The sequence below is a fragment of the Streptomyces sp. NPDC055140 genome (assembly GCF_053607285.1).
Window position 1 is genome coordinate 98,251 of the sequence record NZ_JBSGTG010000018.1, and the last position, 14,099, is coordinate 112,349.

At 69.9% G+C, this 14,099-nt stretch carries 19 protein-coding genes and 1 riboswitch; of the genes, 9 read left to right on the forward strand and 10 right to left on the reverse strand.

The window, feature by feature from the left end; all coding sequences use genetic code 11:
- The first annotated feature begins 84 nt into the window (after positions 1–84).
- Complete coding sequence (locus ACWFR4_RS29965) at positions 85–1,035, forward strand: cytochrome c oxidase assembly protein (protein ID WP_453655409.1); 951 nt, start codon at positions 85–87, stop codon at positions 1,033–1,035.
- Positions 1,036–1,119: 84 nt separating this feature from the next.
- Positions 1,120–1,278 (forward strand): hypothetical protein, encoded by a 159-nt coding sequence (locus tag ACWFR4_RS29970; protein WP_453458432.1) that lies wholly within the window; start codon positions 1,120–1,122, stop codon positions 1,276–1,278.
- Positions 1,279–1,316: 38 nt separating this feature from the next.
- Here ACWFR4_RS29970 and ACWFR4_RS29975 read toward each other — a convergent pair whose 3' ends face one another.
- Complete coding sequence (locus ACWFR4_RS29975; protein WP_453655410.1) at positions 1,317–1,721, reverse strand: SSI family serine proteinase inhibitor; 405 nt, start codon at positions 1,719–1,721, stop codon at positions 1,317–1,319.
- 188 nt (positions 1,722–1,909) lie between these two features.
- On the opposite strand from ACWFR4_RS29975, the gene ACWFR4_RS29980 reads away from it, so the two are divergent.
- The gene (locus ACWFR4_RS29980) at positions 1,910–2,632 is read left to right on the forward strand and encodes a lysophospholipid acyltransferase family protein (RefSeq protein WP_453458436.1); all 723 of its coding nucleotides are present in this window, start codon (positions 1,910–1,912) and stop codon (positions 2,630–2,632) included.
- A gap of 94 nt (positions 2,633–2,726) precedes the next feature.
- Here the strand turns inward: ACWFR4_RS29980 and ACWFR4_RS29985 are convergent, their stop codons facing one another.
- The 7 genes from ACWFR4_RS29985 to ACWFR4_RS30015 form a co-directional block, all read right to left on the reverse strand.
- Positions 2,727–4,238 (reverse strand): alpha/beta hydrolase, encoded by a 1,512-nt coding sequence (locus tag ACWFR4_RS29985; protein WP_453458470.1) that lies wholly within the window; start codon positions 4,236–4,238, stop codon positions 2,727–2,729.
- A 294-nt stretch (positions 4,239–4,532) separates the two neighbouring features.
- The gene (locus tag ACWFR4_RS29990) at positions 4,533–5,288 is read right to left on the reverse strand and encodes an urease accessory protein UreD (protein WP_453458438.1); all 756 of its coding nucleotides are present in this window, start codon (positions 5,286–5,288) and stop codon (positions 4,533–4,535) included.
- Complete coding sequence (ureG, locus tag ACWFR4_RS29995; RefSeq protein WP_453655411.1) at positions 5,285–5,962, reverse strand: urease accessory protein UreG; 678 nt, start codon at positions 5,960–5,962, stop codon at positions 5,285–5,287. The genes ACWFR4_RS29990 and ureG overlap by 4 nt, the downstream gene beginning before the upstream one ends.
- 65 nt (positions 5,963–6,027) lie before the next feature.
- Positions 6,028–6,702 carry an urease accessory protein UreF gene (locus ACWFR4_RS30000; RefSeq protein WP_453655412.1) on the reverse strand — a complete coding sequence of 225 codons (675 nt, stop codon included), beginning with the start codon at positions 6,700–6,702 and terminating at the stop codon, positions 6,028–6,030.
- Between the two features lie 19 nt (positions 6,703–6,721).
- A complete protein-coding gene (locus tag ACWFR4_RS30005) occupies positions 6,722–8,443 on the reverse strand; it encodes an urease subunit alpha (RefSeq protein ID WP_405483029.1) in 1,722 nt (573 codons plus the stop codon).
- Positions 8,436–8,747, reverse strand: coding sequence for an urease subunit beta (locus tag ACWFR4_RS30010; RefSeq protein ID WP_326714182.1), 312 nt, complete (start codon positions 8,745–8,747; stop codon positions 8,436–8,438). The genes ACWFR4_RS30005 and ACWFR4_RS30010 overlap by 8 nt, the downstream gene beginning before the upstream one ends.
- A 16-nt stretch (positions 8,748–8,763) precedes the next feature.
- Entirely contained in the window at positions 8,764–9,066 is a 303-nt protein-coding gene (locus tag ACWFR4_RS30015; protein ID WP_453458449.1) for an urease subunit gamma, read from the reverse strand.
- A gap of 353 nt (positions 9,067–9,419) precedes the next feature.
- Here ACWFR4_RS30015 and ACWFR4_RS30020 point away from each other — a divergent pair, with 353 nt between their 5' ends.
- A complete protein-coding gene (locus ACWFR4_RS30020) occupies positions 9,420–9,665 on the forward strand; it encodes a hypothetical protein (RefSeq protein ID WP_453655413.1) in 246 nt (81 codons plus the stop codon).
- 99 nt (positions 9,666–9,764) lie between these two features.
- Here the strand turns inward: ACWFR4_RS30020 and ACWFR4_RS30025 are convergent, their stop codons facing one another.
- Positions 9,765–10,043 (reverse strand): type II toxin-antitoxin system Phd/YefM family antitoxin, encoded by a 279-nt coding sequence (locus ACWFR4_RS30025; RefSeq protein WP_266566943.1) that lies wholly within the window; start codon positions 10,041–10,043, stop codon positions 9,765–9,767.
- A 230-nt stretch (positions 10,044–10,273) separates the two neighbouring features.
- Here ACWFR4_RS30025 and ACWFR4_RS30030 point away from each other — a divergent pair, with 230 nt between their 5' ends.
- From ACWFR4_RS30030 to ACWFR4_RS30050, 5 genes are all read left to right on the forward strand, one after another.
- Positions 10,274–10,633, forward strand: coding sequence for a hypothetical protein (locus ACWFR4_RS30030; protein ID WP_453458455.1), 360 nt, complete (start codon positions 10,274–10,276; stop codon positions 10,631–10,633).
- 192 nt (positions 10,634–10,825) lie between these two features.
- Entirely contained in the window at positions 10,826–11,461 is a 636-nt protein-coding gene (locus tag ACWFR4_RS30035; protein WP_453655414.1) for an ATP-dependent Clp protease proteolytic subunit, read from the forward strand.
- A 7-nt stretch (positions 11,462–11,468) separates the two neighbouring features.
- Positions 11,469–11,777, forward strand: a complete 309-nt coding sequence (locus ACWFR4_RS30040) for a hypothetical protein (protein WP_453458460.1) — start codon at positions 11,469–11,471, stop codon at positions 11,775–11,777.
- 353 nt (positions 11,778–12,130) lie between these two features.
- Positions 12,131–12,308, forward strand: a riboswitch (cyclic di-AMP (ydaO/yuaA leader).
- A gap of 3 nt (positions 12,309–12,311) precedes the next feature.
- A complete protein-coding gene (locus ACWFR4_RS30045; RefSeq protein WP_453458463.1) occupies positions 12,312–12,785 on the forward strand; it encodes a C40 family peptidase in 474 nt (157 codons plus the stop codon).
- Positions 12,786–12,892: 107 nt separating this feature from the next.
- The gene (locus tag ACWFR4_RS30050; RefSeq protein WP_453467198.1) at positions 12,893–13,450 is read left to right on the forward strand and encodes a DUF6328 family protein; all 558 of its coding nucleotides are present in this window, start codon (positions 12,893–12,895) and stop codon (positions 13,448–13,450) included.
- Between the two features lie 22 nt (positions 13,451–13,472).
- On the opposite strand, the gene ACWFR4_RS30055 is transcribed toward ACWFR4_RS30050, so the two are convergent.
- On the reverse strand, positions 13,473–13,907 hold the full coding sequence (locus tag ACWFR4_RS30055; protein WP_453655415.1) for an ATP-binding protein: 435 nt from the start codon (positions 13,905–13,907) through the stop codon (positions 13,473–13,475).
- Between the last annotated feature and the right edge of the window lie 192 nt (positions 13,908–14,099).

Genomic DNA, 14,099 nt, shown 5'->3' on the forward strand with positions numbered 1-14,099 from the left:
CCCCCGGTCGCAGCCGCGACCGGGGGCAGTTCTACTCTGGTGCGGACAGACAGCCCACAACCAGTACCAATCAGGAGCCGGCGGATGGATCACAGCGGGCACGGCATGAACATGGATCTGCCGCCGTTCACGCTGGGGCGAGGCCTCGAATGGTCGCCGGACCCCTTCTTCCTGACCGGCTGCCTGGTGGCGCTCGGCCTGTACGGCTGGGGTGTCGTGCGGCTCGCGCGGCGCGGTGACAGCTGGCAGGTGGGCCGCACGCTGTCGTTCGTCGTCGGCGTGCTGACCGTGATGCTGGTGATGTGCACCAAGCTGAACGACTACGGCATGGTCATGTTCTCCGTGCACATGGTGCAGCACATGGTGATCAGCATGCTGTCGCCGATCCTGCTCCTGATGGGCGCCCCGATCACGCTCGCCCTGCGGGCGATGCCGGTGGCGCGGCGTGGCACCAAGGGGCCGCGCGAGCTGCTCCTGATGTTCCTGCACAGCCGGTACATGCGGATCATCACGCATCCCGCGTTCACGATCCCGCTGTTCATCGCGAGCCTGTACGCGCTCTACTTCACGCCGATCTTCGACACCCTGATGGGTTCGAAGGTCGGACACATCGGCATGATGGTGCACTTCCTCGCCGTCGGCCTGGTCTTCTTCTGGCCGATCATGGGCGTGGACCCGGGCCCGCACCGCCCCGGCTACGTGATGCGGATGCTGGAGCTCTTCGCGGGCATGCCCTTCCACGCGTTCTTCGGTATCGCCCTGATGATGGCGTCCGGGCCGATGATCGGCACGTACGAGCACCCGCCGGCCTCGCTCGGGATCGACGCGCTGGCGGACCAGACGGCGGCGGGCGGCATCGCCTGGGCGTTCAGCGAGGTGCCCTCGGTGCTCGTGCTGCTCGCGCTGCTGTTCCAGTGGAAGAAGTCCGAGGACCGGCAGGCGCGCCGCAAGGACAGGGCCGCCGACCGCGACGGCGACCAGGAGCTGGCCGCGTACAACGCGTACCTCGCCTCACTGAACACACGCGGGCAGTAGCGCCCGGCGCCCCTGAGGGGTGACCATGGTGTTCAGCCGTGGTCCGGGCGCTGCGCCGTCCGGGTTGCCGGGAGGAGGCGGGCGATGCCCGGATCGATGAAGACGATGGGGGTGCTCACCATCGGCGGCCTCGTCGCGGTGACTGCCTACACGGTGGCACTCGGGAGCAACGGCTGGCTGTGGTTCGGCTGGGTCGTGCTCGGGCTGCTCACCCTCGGGATGGCCGCGTCGCGCAGCACCTGACGCCTGGCGCGGTGCCGCGCGGGAGCGGGTCCCGGGCGTCAGAAGCGGAAGACGTATCCGGTCGACGCTTCCATCGTGCACGCGTTGGCGAATGTCTTCTGCCAGGCGATCTGCTTGCCGCGGTACGTACCGCTCGCACTCACGGTGACCGGGGCGTAGACCTGGGTGCACATCTCCGGGTCCGCGACGAGCGCGTCCAGATTCCCCTGCGTCCTGTCGAGTGCTCCGCACGCCTCGGACGCGTGCGGGTGGTGTCCCCACGCCTCCGGCTCGCAGCGCAGGAGCTCACCGCGCATCCACGAGCCCTGGTCCCCGGAGACGGTGAGGAAGACCCCCTGGGGCGCGGGCGGGTCGGCGGCGCGGGCGGGGCCGGCCGCGGCGAAGGCTGTGAGGGCCGCGGCGAGGACGGTAAGGGCTGTGGCGGCGAGAACGTGCGGACGCATGCGGGACCTCCGGTGAGCGTGCGGGACGAAGGGAGGCCAGGGCACTCCCTGCACCGGGCAGCCGCCAAGCGGACGCGCCGTACGGTCCCCCGGCCGGAGGTCCGGCGAGGTCCGAACGGGCTCTCGCGCGCGGGCCGCCGATTGGTTACTGTGCGCACGCATCTGATCCACGGGGAAGGCGGCCCAGCATGTTCTACCGACTGCTCAAGTACGTGATTCTGGGCCCACTGCTGCGGCTGGTCTTCCGGCCCCGGATCGAGGGGCTCGAACACGTGCCGGAGTCGGGCGCGGCGATCGTCGCGGGCAATCACCTGTCGTTCTCGGACCACTTCCTGATGCCTGCCATCCTGAAGCGGCGCATCACGTTCCTGGCGAAGGCGGAGTACTTCACAGGGCCCGGCATCAAGGGCCGGCTGACCGCCGCGTTCTTCCGCAGCGCCGGTCAGATCCCCGTGGACCGCTCCGGCAAGGAGGCGGGCCAGGCGGCGATCCGCGAGGGCCTCGGCGTGCTGAGCAAGGGTGAGCTGCTCGGGATCTACCCCGAGGGCACGCGCTCGCACGACGGGCGGCTCTACAAGGGCAAGGTCGGCGTGGCCGCGATGGCGCTCAAGGGGCAGGTCCCGGTGATCCCCTGCGCGATGATCGGCACCTTCGAGGCCCAGCCGCCCGGCCAGGTCATCCCGAACCTCCACCGCGTGACGATCCGCTTCGGTGAGCCCCTGGACTTCTCGCGCTACGCGGGCATGCACGGGGAGAAGGCGATCCTCCGCGCCGTCACGGACGAGATCATCTACGCGATCCTCGGCCTGTCCGGGCAGGAGTACGTCGACAAGTACGCGGCCGACGTCAAGGCCGAGGCCGAAGCGGCCAAGGAGAAGGCACGGAAGTTCCCGCGGATGCCTCTGAGCTGAGCCCGGGCAGTTCGAGCGCCCGGCGGCGACGGCATGAAGACGGCCCGGCCTCTGGGGGAGGCCGGGCCGTCACAGTTTCACCGCGGGACGGTGGTTACGGCTTGGGCGTGGCGTGCGGGGTGCAGGTCACGTCCTTGCTGTCCGTCTTGCCGGTGAGCAGGTAGGTGTCGACCCGGTCATTGATGCACGGGTTGGTCAGGCCGGTGACACCGTGGGAGCCCGCGTCCTTCTCGGTGATCAGGCGCGAGCCCTTGAAGCGCTGGTGCAGCTCGACGGCGCCCTTGTAGGGGGTGGCCGCGTCACGCGTGGACTGGACGATCAGAACAGCGGGCAGGCCCTTGCCGGTCTTCACGTTCACGGGGGTCTGCTGCTTGGTGGGCCAGGTGGCGCACGGCAGGTTCATCCACGCGTTCGCCCACGTCATGAACGGATAGTCCTTGTGCAGGCGCGTGTTGTCGCGGTCCCACTTGTTCCAGCTGGTGGGCCACTTGGCGTCGGCGCACTCGACGGCCGTGTAGACCGCGTTGCCGTTCTCCGACGCGGCGTTGCCCGCGGTGTCCGACATGTCGGGGGCCGCGGCGTCGACGAGCGCCTGGGTGTCCCCGGCGACGTACTTGCTCCACACCTGCGCGACCGGCACCCACGACGAGTCGTAGTACGGGGCGCTCTGGAAGAAGGCGATCAGCTCGGCGGGGCCGACGACGCCGCCGATGGGGTTCTTCTTGGCGGCGGCGCGCAGCTTCAGCCACTGGGCCTCGACCTTGGCCTGCGTGTCACCGAGGTGGAAGGAGGCGTCGTTCTTCGCCACCCACGACGTCCAGTCGTTCCAGCGGCCCTGGAAGGCGACGTCCTGGCCGAGATTGGCCTCGTACCAGATGTTGTCGCGCGACGGGTCGACGACGCTGTCGACGACCATGCGGCGGACGTGGCCCGGGAAGAGCGTGCCGTAGACGGCACCCAGGTATGTGCCGTAGGAGACGCCCAGGTAGTTGAGCTTCTTCTCGCCGAGGGCGGCACGGATGACGTCGAGGTCACGCGCGGTGTTCGGCGTGGTCATCTGCGGCAGCATGTCGCCGCTGCGCTCGGCGCAGCCGTCCGCGTACTCCTTGGCGAGCTTGCGCTGGGCGAGCTTGTCGGCCTCGGAGTCGGGGACCGGGTCGGCCTTGGGGGCCTTCACGAACTCCTGCGGGTCGATGCAGGAGATCGGCGCCGAGTGGCCGACACCGCGCGGGTCGAAGCCGACGAAGTCGTATGCCTTCGAAGTCTTCGTCCACAGCGGGTTCTTGCTGGTCACGCGCGCCGGGAAGCGCATGCCGGAGCCGCCGGGGCCGCCCGGGTTGTAGACGAGAGCGCCCTGCCGCTCGTCCTTGGTGCCGGTGGCGCCTATGCGGTCGACGGCCAGCTTGATCTGCTTGCCGTACGGCTTCGCGTAGTCGAGCGGCACCGTCACCCAGCCGCACTGGATGGGCTTGGCTATGCCCCAGTCAGCGGGGCAGTCCTTCCAGTCGATGCCGGCCTTGGCGGCACGGGCCGCCGCGACGGCCGCACCGCGGGCCTCACGGTCCTGGCCGGTCCGGGAGTCCGCGCTCGCCACCGGCGCCGCCATCGCTCCGGCAATCAGGGTCGCCGCCACCAGGGTTCCGGCGGAGCCGATCACCGCCGTCCGGCTGCTTCGACTGGTAAGTCGAGTCCGTCTCAACTGAGGCCTCCGTACATCGATTCGATCGTTACTTCGATCGGGTTCTCGATCAGTACGGGGATCCTTGCGCCTACACCGTCCCCGGCAACAGGGACAGTTGACGTTCTTTACCAATCCGATAAACGGTATAACTCGTCCCGGTGAGCGGAATGGGCCCGTACGGTCGTTTGGTTCGGACCGGCCGGGCCCCTGGGCCGTCCCTCAGGCCAGGCGACGCAGGGCGTCGTCGAGCGTTCCGCGCAGCCGCAGCGCGTCGGACGCGAGGGCCGTGACCAGGACCGCAGGCCCGGCGAGCGGCGTCAGCGCGGCGTTCTCGCCGAGCAGCGCGGGAGGCGGCCTGTCCTTCTCGAACTCGGGCCTTACGACCACGAGTTGCCCGAGCGCCCGGTGTCCTCCGACCACGGCGGGGCCGTCCCAGCCGCCGGGTGCGCCCGGACCGCAGGCCAGCTCCTGGTCGAGCAGCGGCCGGCCCGCTCGGTGGACGGTGAGTCGGCTGGTGAGCCGACCGGGCTCCTCCGCGGTGCGGCCGAGCACCTGCTCCTCTCGCAGCACGAGCCGGGCGCCCGGGGCGAGCTCGGCCCGCGTGGTGACGCGCAGGTCGCTCTCGCACGCGGAGATCAACTGCTCGGGCAGCCAGTGCAGTTCGGCCCCGTCGTCGACCGTGAGACGGACGTCGTAGCGCGCCTCGCCCTTGGCCTGGCCCGGCAGGGCGATCGTCGCGGCGACGGACCCGATACGCAGGCGGGCACCGGTCGTCGCATGCGCCTCGACACTCATGTGGTCGCCGCCGAGCGGCCCGCTCATGGCGCCGACGAGCATGACGCGCGCGTCGGGACCGGTGGAGCGGGTGCGGCGCAGGGCCAGGGAGCCTTCTCCGTCGAGGACGGGCAGACAGGTGCCACCCCGGCCGTCGTCGCTCGCCGTGATGCGGGCCGTGGAGCGTACGCCTGCTGTCATGCCGTCCACGCGGTGAGCTGTCCGCGCACCCAGTCGGCGACCTCGCGCACACCGTCGGCGGAGCGCAGGGACTGGAGGATGACGGGAAGTTCGGCGCGCTGCGCCTTGGCGTCGGCGGACATCCGGGCGAGGTCGGAGCCCACGTACGGGGCGAGGTCCGTCTTGTTGATGACGAGCAGGTCGGCGGTGGTGACGCCGGGACCGCCCTTGCGCGGGATGTCGTCGCCGCCGGCGACGTCGATGACGAAGACCTGCGCGTCGACGAGGCCGCGCGAGAACGTGGCGGTGAGGTTGTCGCCGCCGGACTCGACGAGGATCAGGTCGAGCGGCCCGACCTCGTCCTCCAGGTCCTCCACGGCCTCCAGGTTGGCGGAGATGTCGTCGCGGATGGCGGTGTGCGGGCAGGCGCCGGTCTCCACGGCGGTGATGCGCTCGGGCGGCAGCACGGCCTCGCGGAGCAGGAACTCGGCGTCCTCACGCGTGTAGATGTCGTTCGTCACGACGGCGAGGGACAGCTCGTCGCGCAGCGCGCGGCAGAGAGCGGCGACAGTGGCCGTCTTCCCGGAGCCGACGGGGCCGCCGAGGCCTATACGGAGTGCGCGGCGGGTGCCGTCGGGACGGCGGGCGTCGGCGCTGACCGCGGCGGGGCCGTCGTGCGAGTGGTCGAGGTGCATGGTGTTACTCCAATCGTTCTGTGTGGAGGTCGGGGCGCCCTGGGGCGCGTCCGCCAGGTCGCGTCCTACGAAGCGAACAGGCGTACAGCCCAGGCCGCGTGGGCCTCGGCCCCCACCTCCAGCAGCGGCGCGGACGCCGCGGGCAGTGAATCCACCCCTTCGGTGACGGCGCGTGCCGCCGCCTCGGCGGCCGCCGTCGCGACGCGGTCCATGTCGTCCGCGAGCCGCGCGAGCCCCGCCGTCGCGTCGAACGGATCGAGGCTGAGCAGCCTGACCGTCGCGCTGGCGGGCCCGCTGACGCTCTCGTACACAGAGCAGTAGGCGGCGTCGACGGGTCCGAGGCCCGCGGCCCGCGCGGCGAGGCCGAGGACCACCGGCTGGTGCGCCCCCTTGGGGAACCGCCGGGCGAGCGCGTCGAGTTCGGGATGCGGCCAGGCCGCGCGCGCGGCACGCATGAGTTGTCTGCCGAGCCTGCGCGCCGCGGTGCGCAAGGCGGGCGAAGGCGTACGGGCGTCAGCGGCCTCGTCCAGGGTGACCGGGTCGAGGCCGAGCGCGGCGGCGGCCGCCAGAGACGCCGACACCAGTCCCGTGGTGTGCAGACGGCCCCGGCAGAATTCCTCCAGGCTCGCCGCGCCGGTGATGCGTCCCGCCTTGACGGCGGCCTCCGCCCCGCCGGAGTGGGCATGCCCACCGGCGGGGAAGCGGCCGTCGGCCAGAACGAGTAGTGCGGCTCGTGTCATGACTCTTCTTCTCGACCCGTCAGAACAGGAAATACCGCTGCGCCAGCGGCAGTTCGGCGGCGGGCGCGGGCTCGACGAGCTCGCCGTCGATGGTGACGGCGAAGCTGTCGGGGGCGACCTCGACCCGCGGCAGCGCGTCGTTCTCCCGCATGTCCGCCTTCGTGCGTCCCCGCGTCGAGCGGATCGGCACGAACTTCCGGTCGAGACCGAGGCGTTCGGGCAGACCGTCGTCGAGGGCGGTCTGCGTCACGTAGAAGAACGAGTTCGAGGCGGGGGCCCTGCCGTGGGCGCCGAACATGGGGCGGGGCAGGACGGGCTGCGGCGTGGGGATGGACGCGTTGGCGTCACCCATTTGAGCGTACGCGATCTGGCCGCCCTTGATGACGAGCTGCGGCTTGACGCCGAAGAACTGGGGGTCCCAGAGCACGAGGTCGGCGAGCTTGCCGGTCTCGACGGAGCCGATCTCGTGGTCGATGCCCTGGGCGACGGCCGCGTTGATCGTGTACTTGGCGACATAGCGACGGGCGCGCCGGTTGTCGGCGCGGGTGTCACCGGGCAGTTGGCCGCGGCGGCGCTTCATGACGTGCGCGGTCTGCCAGGTCCGCAGGACGACCTCGCCGATGCGGCCCATCGCCTGCGAGTCCGAGGACATGATCGAGATGGCGCCGATGTCGTGAAGGATGTCCTCGGCCGCGATGGTGGTGGGCCGGATCCGGGACTCGGCGAAGGCCAGGTCCTCGGGGACGGCCGGGTTGAGGTGGTGGCAGACCATCAGCATGTCGAGGTGTTCCTCGACGGTGTTGACGGTGTGCGGCCGCGTCGGGTTGGTCGAGCTCGGCAGCATGTTGGGCAGCGAGACGGCCGTGATCATGTCGGGCGCGTGTCCGCCGCCCGCGCCCTCGACATGGAAGGCATGCAGGGTGCGGCCCGCCACGGCGTCGAACGTGGCGTCGACGAAGCCCGCCTCGTTCAGGGTGTCCGTGTGGACGGCGAGCTGCGCGCCGGTGTCCTCACAGACGTTCAGGCAGGCGTCGATCACGGCGGGGGTCGCGCCCCAGTCCTCGTGGATCTTGAAGCTGACGGCGCCCGCGCGCAGTTGGGCGTACATCGACTCGGCGGACGTGGTGTTGCCCTTGCCGAGGAAGCCGATGTTGACGGGGCTCGACTCCATCGCCTCGAACATGCGGGCAAGATGCCACGAACCAGGGGTGATCGTGGTCGCCTTGGAGCCCTCGGCCGGGCCGGTGCCGCCGCCGATGAGCGTGGTGACACCGGAGGCGAGCGCCTCGTCGACGATGGTCGGCGAGATGAAGTGGATGTGGGTGTCGATGGCGCCGGCGGTGACGATCTTGCCGTTGCCCGCGAGGATCTCGGTCTCGGGGCCGATGACGAGGTCGGGATGGACTCCGTCCATCGTGTCCGGGTTGCCGGACTTGCCGATCGCCGTGATCCGGCCGTCCCGTATACCGATGTCGGCCTTGACGATGCCCCAGTGGTCGATGATCACGGCGCCGGTGATGACGGTGTCGGGGGCGCCGTCTGCGCGCGTAGCGCGTGACTGGCCCATGGACTCGCGGATCACCTTGCCGCCGCCGAACACCGACTCGTCACCGGAGAGTCCGGGGCCGCCGGAGCGGTCCTCCTCGATCTCGATCAGCAGGTCGGTGTCCGCGAGGCGGATGCGGTCGCCTGTGGTGGGGCCGAACAGGTCGGCGTAGGCGGCGCGGGAGAGTTCAGCCATCGAGGGCACCTCCGGTCTCGCCCCGCAGACCGGGCACGATGCGCCGGCCGGCCAGAGGCACGAGTTCGATGTCGACAGGGATTCCGGGCTCGAAGCGCACGGCGGTCCCTGCGGCGACGTTGAGTCGCAGACCGTGCGCTGCGGCACGGTCGAACTCCAGACCGGGATTGGCCTCGGCGAAGTGGTAGTGGGAGCCGACCTGGACGGGCCGGTCGGCGGCGTTGAGCACGGTCAGACGGGTGACCTCGCGGCCCTCGTTGAACACGACGGGCTCGTCGGCGAACAGGATTTCTCCGGGGATCATGGAAACGCTCCCCCCGTCAGACGATCGGGTCATGGACGGTGACGAGCTTGGTGCCGTCGGGGAAGGTCGCCTCGACCTGCACATCGTGGATCATCTCGGGGATGCCCTCCATGACGTCGTCGCGCGTGAGCACCTTGCGACCGGACGACATGAGTTCGGCTACGGTCCGGCCGTCACGGGCACCTTCGAGAATGTGCGACGTGAGGAGAGCGATCGCCTCGGGATGATTGAGTTTCAGACCCCGGCCCCGACGCTTCTCGGCCACGTCGGCCGCCACATGAATGAGCAGTCGTTCCTGCTCGTGCGGGGTCAGTTGCACAGCTCACCTCACAGTCCTTCACTCCGGACCGTGCGGGATCCGGCTGCCGCGGCCACCGCGACGGGTATAGATGTAACACACAAGAAATGCACATGATCTTGTGCATCCCGGCCACAAAAGCCCCTGGTGACGTGCGGTGCAGGCTAATTGCGGGGAGTTTCAACGAGGTTAACCACCCATTGACCCGCCCATGACTGTCGGCTGGGCTCACCCATACCCATCTGGGCCTGCAGGCCGTTCTGCAAAGTTTCGACATGGACCTCCCCGAACAGCGCCTGCCGCGCGGCTCCAGCCGGCCGTGACCGCCGTGGCGCCGCGACCGCCGATGCCCCGAAGGGCACGCAGGTGCGGGGATGTCGTCGGCGCTGCCGATGCCGCGGCAGTCCGAACCGGTCGGCCGCGTCGGCCACTTCACGCCGCCGGGCGCGGGCGGAACGCCGCTGCGCTCGGTCTCGTGCTTCGACGGGGCGCGAGCCTCGACGCCCGCGCTCACGCCGGCGGCCCGGACGGGGCTCGGGCTCGTACACGTACTGCTCGGCGGGCTTCGCAAGAAGCGGGGCGGGCTCCGGCGAAGGGGCCAGGAAGCCCAAGTCACTTGATCCAGGCCCCGCTTGAGGCCTGACACACGTACCTCACCTACCAGGTCGGCCAGATCTGCCGGACCTGTCCGACCTCCCGACCTGTCCAACCTGACCGACCTACCTGACCTCCGGCCCCCGGTGCTCCGCGGCGATGCCGAAGCGGTGGCGGTCGCCGCCGGTGGACGAGGTCGAGCCGATGCTGGAGACGGAGCTGATCACTTGCTCGTCCTCCGGCTCCCCCAAGGCTTCGAGGCGCTCGAGATCGGCGGCGGAGACCAGCGCGACGAGCGGCTTGCCGTGCCGGGTCACGACGACGCGCTCCCCGCCGTACACGACGCGGTTGATCAGATCGGCGAGCTCAGCGCGGGCTTGCGTCACCGGAATCTCGTAGGCCATGTTCTCCAGCTTAGACCGGGCCCGCAGCACGGACACGGTCCGTGACCGCACCGCGACGCACAGGTAGGGCGGCAGCCCGGGCGGGACGGTTCGGGGCGCCGTCGATGTCAGTGGCTGCGCGTAGCGTCGACGTGTCAACTGTTCGTGCTGCATGGCTGCTTGCGCGGATCCGACGGAGCCCCGCCCGGAACAGCGCCCGCGGCGGGGCCTCGCGCGCCTAGGCTCCGCGCATGGAACAGAGCGAGATCATCTTGCGCGCAATCGGCGTCCTGACCGAGACCCAGGAAATGGTGCGCAGGCTCAGCAAGGAAGCCGAGCCCGACATCGAGGCCGAGGACGCCCAGCTCGGGCGCCTGGTGACAGAGGTGTTCCCCTCCATCGAGATCCCGGCGGAATCGAGCGTGGAGGAGGCGGCGGAGGCCACCGTCGCAGCACTGATGCCGGTGACGATCTCCCTGGTGGGCGCGTTCGCGTTCCTCTTCTCCGAGCTCGCCGAGGTGCATGACGCGGGCCGGACCGACATCAAGACCGCCGACCTCCTGCAACACCTCGCGCTGCGCCTGTCCAGGTCGGACGACGGCGACCGGTAGCCACGACACAGGAGAACGGAGCAGGGGGTCGGCCGGCGCCTCGGGCGCGGGCCGGCCCCTTTTCGCGTTTCTCGCAGCCTGAGCCCTCCCTTTCGCGTTTCTCGCACCCTGAGCCCTACTCGACCATCCGTACGTCCTGTACATTTTTTACAGAAGCAGCGACAGAGTTCCGCGCTCACGGAGGCATGTGCCATGAACCGACCTTCCGCCCGCTACGTCCTGCCCGAGTTCACCGAGCGCACCTCGGCCGGGCACCGCACCCTCGATCCGTACTCCAAGCTCCTGGAGGAGCGGATCGTCTTTCTGGGGACGCCGATCGACGACATCTCCGCGAACGACGTGATGGCGCAGTTCATGCACCTCGAGTACGCCGCGCCGGACCGGGACATCTCGCTGTACATCAACTCCCCCGGCGGCTCGTTCAGCGCGATGACGGCGATCTACGACACGATCCGGTTCGTCAGCTGCGAGGTCGAGACCGTGTGCCTCGGGCAGGCCGCCTCCGCCGCCGCCGTGCTCCTGGCGGCCGGGACGCCGGGGAAGCGGGCCGTGCTGCCCGGCGCGCGCGTGGTGATCCATCAGCCGGGGCTGCCCGAGCCCGCGCAGGGCCAGCCGACCGACCTGGAGATCCAGGCCCGTGAACTGGTACGCATGCGCGCCCAGCTGGAGGAACTGCTCGCGCGGCACACCGGGCAGAGCCGCGAGCGCATCGGCGCCGATATCGAGCGGGACACGATCCTCCGGGCCCAGGACGCCGTCGAGTACGGGCTCGCGGACCGGGTCATCGACAACCGTAAGACGTCCGGTTCGGCCCCCGGCGCCAGGTGAGCCGACGATGCTGCCGCCCGAACTGCCTCCGCTGCCCGCACTGACGCGGGCCGAGTGCGAACTCCTCGACCGCTATCTGGAGGTGGTCGATCTGCTCGGAAGGATCAACCCGGCCAGGAGCGACCACACGTACGGCGGACTGCGCGCCGCTCAAGCGCTCGTCGGCAGGGCGACGGCTCTCAGGGACGCCCTGACGCTCATGCATCAGCGGGGCGAGAGCGAGGTCCACGCGACGACGCTGGCCCAGGCTTTGCGGGTCCTGGACGGAGAAAGGAGGTCACAACGGGTCACAGTGCCGCCGGAGCCGGTCAATTGACGGTGCATTCGAGACCGAAGCGGTCGACGCGAACCGTCCGGACCCGGGCCGAAACGGACCAGAAGAGGTACCCACATACGGAGTAGCCGGTACTCGCACATGCGAACCGGAAGAGTTGCGCGGAACGCCTACGCAGAGTCCGGGATTCCGCCTTCCGCTGCTGGTGCGGGCGTCGCCGGGACCCCCGCGCCGGGGTGGAAAGGTGTGCTGTCCACCCGAACAGGTCAGTCGTGAGGACACTCACTCAACGCCGATTCGGCGCTGCGTTCGCGCCGTTCGTGCGTGAAGATCCCTTCCGACGACAAGCCCCCGCCGCCGCGGCGGGGCGGTCCGTGCGGACGCCGAGTCCTGCCGCCGTACGGATGCCAGGTCGACAGAAGTGGATCGGCAGGAGTGGAGGACCCGAGCACGACGGGCCGCCGGAGCTGTTTTCCGGGCCGGCCCTTGGGGTGAAGCCGCACATCGCGGCCGGGCAACTTCGCCAGCCCGAATCCGACAGGTCATCCTTCACAGGCGGCTGACGAAGGGTTGCGCATGACTGCGCTCAATCGTGTCCCGTCGCTGCTCGCCCGGGCCGGAACCGCCTCGGCCCTCACACTCGCCGTAACGGGTGGCAGCCTGCTGGTCCCCGGAGCCGCGCCCGAAGCGGAAGCCGCGCCACCGGCGACGAAGGCACTCCAGATCGCGGCCTCCAAGAGGGGAAGCCCCTACCGGTGGGGCGCCACTGGGCCGCACACATTCGACTGCTCGGGCCTGACGCTCTACTCGTTCAAGGCTGCGGGAAAGAAGCTGCCCCGCACCGCCGCCCAGCAGTACAACAAGACCCGCCATGTCTCCGCATCCCATCGAAAACGCGGTGACCTGGTCTTCTTCCATTCGGGTTTCGGTGTCTACCACGTCGGCATCTACGCCGGGAAGGGAAAGATCTGGCACTCGCCGAAGACCGGTGACGTGGTGCGACTCCAGCGGATCTGGACGAAGAGCGTCTGGTACGGGCGCGTGCGCTAGCGCCGCCTGACGGGTCCCCGGGCGCCCTGGGGACCCGTCAGGCGCCGGAGAGTACTCACATCCGCCCCGTCCGCCTCGGAACCGCGCGATGGGGTACTCGTGGTCGTATGGACGAGGACCGAACGGCAGGCGACGACGACGCCCCACGCGCCCCGGGCCCGCCGAGCGGAGGCCTGGACCGGCACGAGACGCCGCTGGAGCGCGCGGACCGGAACTTCGGCGAGCTGCTCCAGGAGCTGAGAGTCACCCAGACGGGCGTGCAGATCCTCTTCGCGTTCCTGCTGACGCTGGCGTTCACTCCGCGGTTCCCGTCGCTGGACGCCATGCAGCGCGCGACCTACATCGCGACGCTGCTGCTCGCGGTGCTCGCCGCCGCGCTGTTCACGGCGCCCGCGGCGCTGCACCGCGCGCTGTTCCGGCGCGGTGCCAAGCCGCAGATCGTGCAGATGTCCTCGCGGCTCGCCACGGCCGGCCTGAGCGTTCTGGTGCTCGCCCTGACCGGGTCCGTGCTGCTCGTCGTGGATGTCACGGCGGGGCGGGCGGCGGGGATCGCGGCGGGGGCGGGAACGTTCGCGGTCTGTGCGGGCCTGTGGGGTGTGCTGCCGCGTCTGGTGCGGCGCTCGCTCACCCGGGCGCAGAAGGGGACGGACACTGCGTCCCCGTAGCCGCCTTCTTACCTGCCGGCCTTCACACCTGTTGGACAGGGACCGTCCACGGCAGGGCGATCCATACGGTCTTGCCGCCTTCGGGGGCGGGCCTGACCGACAGGCTTCCGCCGCACTCGACGGTCAGCCAGCGGATGATCACCATGCCGCGCCCGTTGTCCTGCTGAACGGCGGCCGGGAGCCGCTTCGGGTAGCGCGGGTGGCTGTCCGTGACGCCGATGCGCAGGTGTTCGTCGCGCTCCAACTGCACGTCGACCTTGAAGACGGGCGACTGTCCGCGGGTGTGCATCACGGCGTTCGTGGCGAGTTCGGAGACGATGAGCCGGACCGTGTCGGCGGTTTCCGCATCGCGCGGCATGCCCCATTCGGCGAGTACGTCGCTGACATATGTGCGGGCCGAGGAGACCGAGGCGGGATCGCTCGGCAGAGTGACGGATGCTTCCTGGTGATCTGCCATGGCGACGTCGTCCCTTTTTTCGCCGGGGCCTGAATCCGACACATCGCGGATGACTCGAGGCGACCCCCGGACTGGTGCTTCGCGCCAGAGTGCCATTCCCACCCGGCCGGTGGAGCCGATCCCCCGAGATATGCATATATCTGTCGCTCGAAGCGGTGAACTCTGCCTCGGTGGACCGCATTTGGGCGTACG

Excerpts from the sequence above, each read along its gene's own strand:
- ureG (WP_453655411.1), bottom strand. The coding sequence starts at position 5,962 with ATGCACCTCGACCACTCGCACGACGGCCCCGCCGCGGTCAGCGCCGAC.
- ACWFR4_RS30040 (WP_453458460.1), top strand. The coding sequence starts at position 11,469 with ATGCTGCCGCCCGAACTGCCTCCGCTGCCCGCACTGACGCGGGCCGAG.
- ACWFR4_RS30035 (WP_453655414.1), top strand. The coding sequence starts at position 10,826 with ATGAACCGACCTTCCGCCCGCTACGTCCTGCCCGAGTTCACCGAGCGC.
- ACWFR4_RS30020 (WP_453655413.1), top strand. The coding sequence starts at position 9,420 with ATGTCGTCGGCGCTGCCGATGCCGCGGCAGTCCGAACCGGTCGGCCGC.
- ACWFR4_RS29980 (WP_453458436.1), top strand. The coding sequence starts at position 1,910 with ATGTTCTACCGACTGCTCAAGTACGTGATTCTGGGCCCACTGCTGCGG.
- ACWFR4_RS30030 (WP_453458455.1), top strand. The coding sequence starts at position 10,274 with ATGGAACAGAGCGAGATCATCTTGCGCGCAATCGGCGTCCTGACCGAG.
- ACWFR4_RS29965 (WP_453655409.1), top strand. The coding sequence starts at position 85 with ATGGATCACAGCGGGCACGGCATGAACATGGATCTGCCGCCGTTCACG.
- ACWFR4_RS30000 (WP_453655412.1), bottom strand. The coding sequence starts at position 6,702 with ATGACACGAGCCGCACTACTCGTTCTGGCCGACGGCCGCTTCCCCGCC.
- ACWFR4_RS29975 (WP_453655410.1), bottom strand. The coding sequence starts at position 1,721 with ATGCGTCCGCACGTTCTCGCCGCCACAGCCCTTACCGTCCTCGCCGCG.
- ACWFR4_RS30010 (WP_326714182.1), bottom strand. The coding sequence starts at position 8,747 with ATGATCCCCGGAGAAATCCTGTTCGCCGACGAGCCCGTCGTGTTCAAC.
- ACWFR4_RS30025 (WP_266566943.1), bottom strand. The coding sequence starts at position 10,043 with ATGGCCTACGAGATTCCGGTGACGCAAGCCCGCGCTGAGCTCGCCGAT.
- ACWFR4_RS30050 (WP_453467198.1), top strand. The coding sequence starts at position 12,893 with ATGGACGAGGACCGAACGGCAGGCGACGACGACGCCCCACGCGCCCCG.
- ACWFR4_RS30055 (WP_453655415.1), bottom strand. The coding sequence starts at position 13,907 with ATGGCAGATCACCAGGAAGCATCCGTCACTCTGCCGAGCGATCCCGCC.
- ACWFR4_RS29970 (WP_453458432.1), top strand. The coding sequence starts at position 1,120 with ATGCCCGGATCGATGAAGACGATGGGGGTGCTCACCATCGGCGGCCTC.
- ACWFR4_RS29985 (WP_453458470.1), bottom strand. The coding sequence starts at position 4,238 with ATGGCGGCGCCGGTGGCGAGCGCGGACTCCCGGACCGGCCAGGACCGT.
- ACWFR4_RS30045 (WP_453458463.1), top strand. The coding sequence starts at position 12,312 with ATGACTGCGCTCAATCGTGTCCCGTCGCTGCTCGCCCGGGCCGGAACC.
- ACWFR4_RS30005 (WP_405483029.1), bottom strand. The coding sequence starts at position 8,443 with ATGGCTGAACTCTCCCGCGCCGCCTACGCCGACCTGTTCGGCCCCACC.
- ACWFR4_RS29990 (WP_453458438.1), bottom strand. The coding sequence starts at position 5,288 with ATGACAGCAGGCGTACGCTCCACGGCCCGCATCACGGCGAGCGACGAC.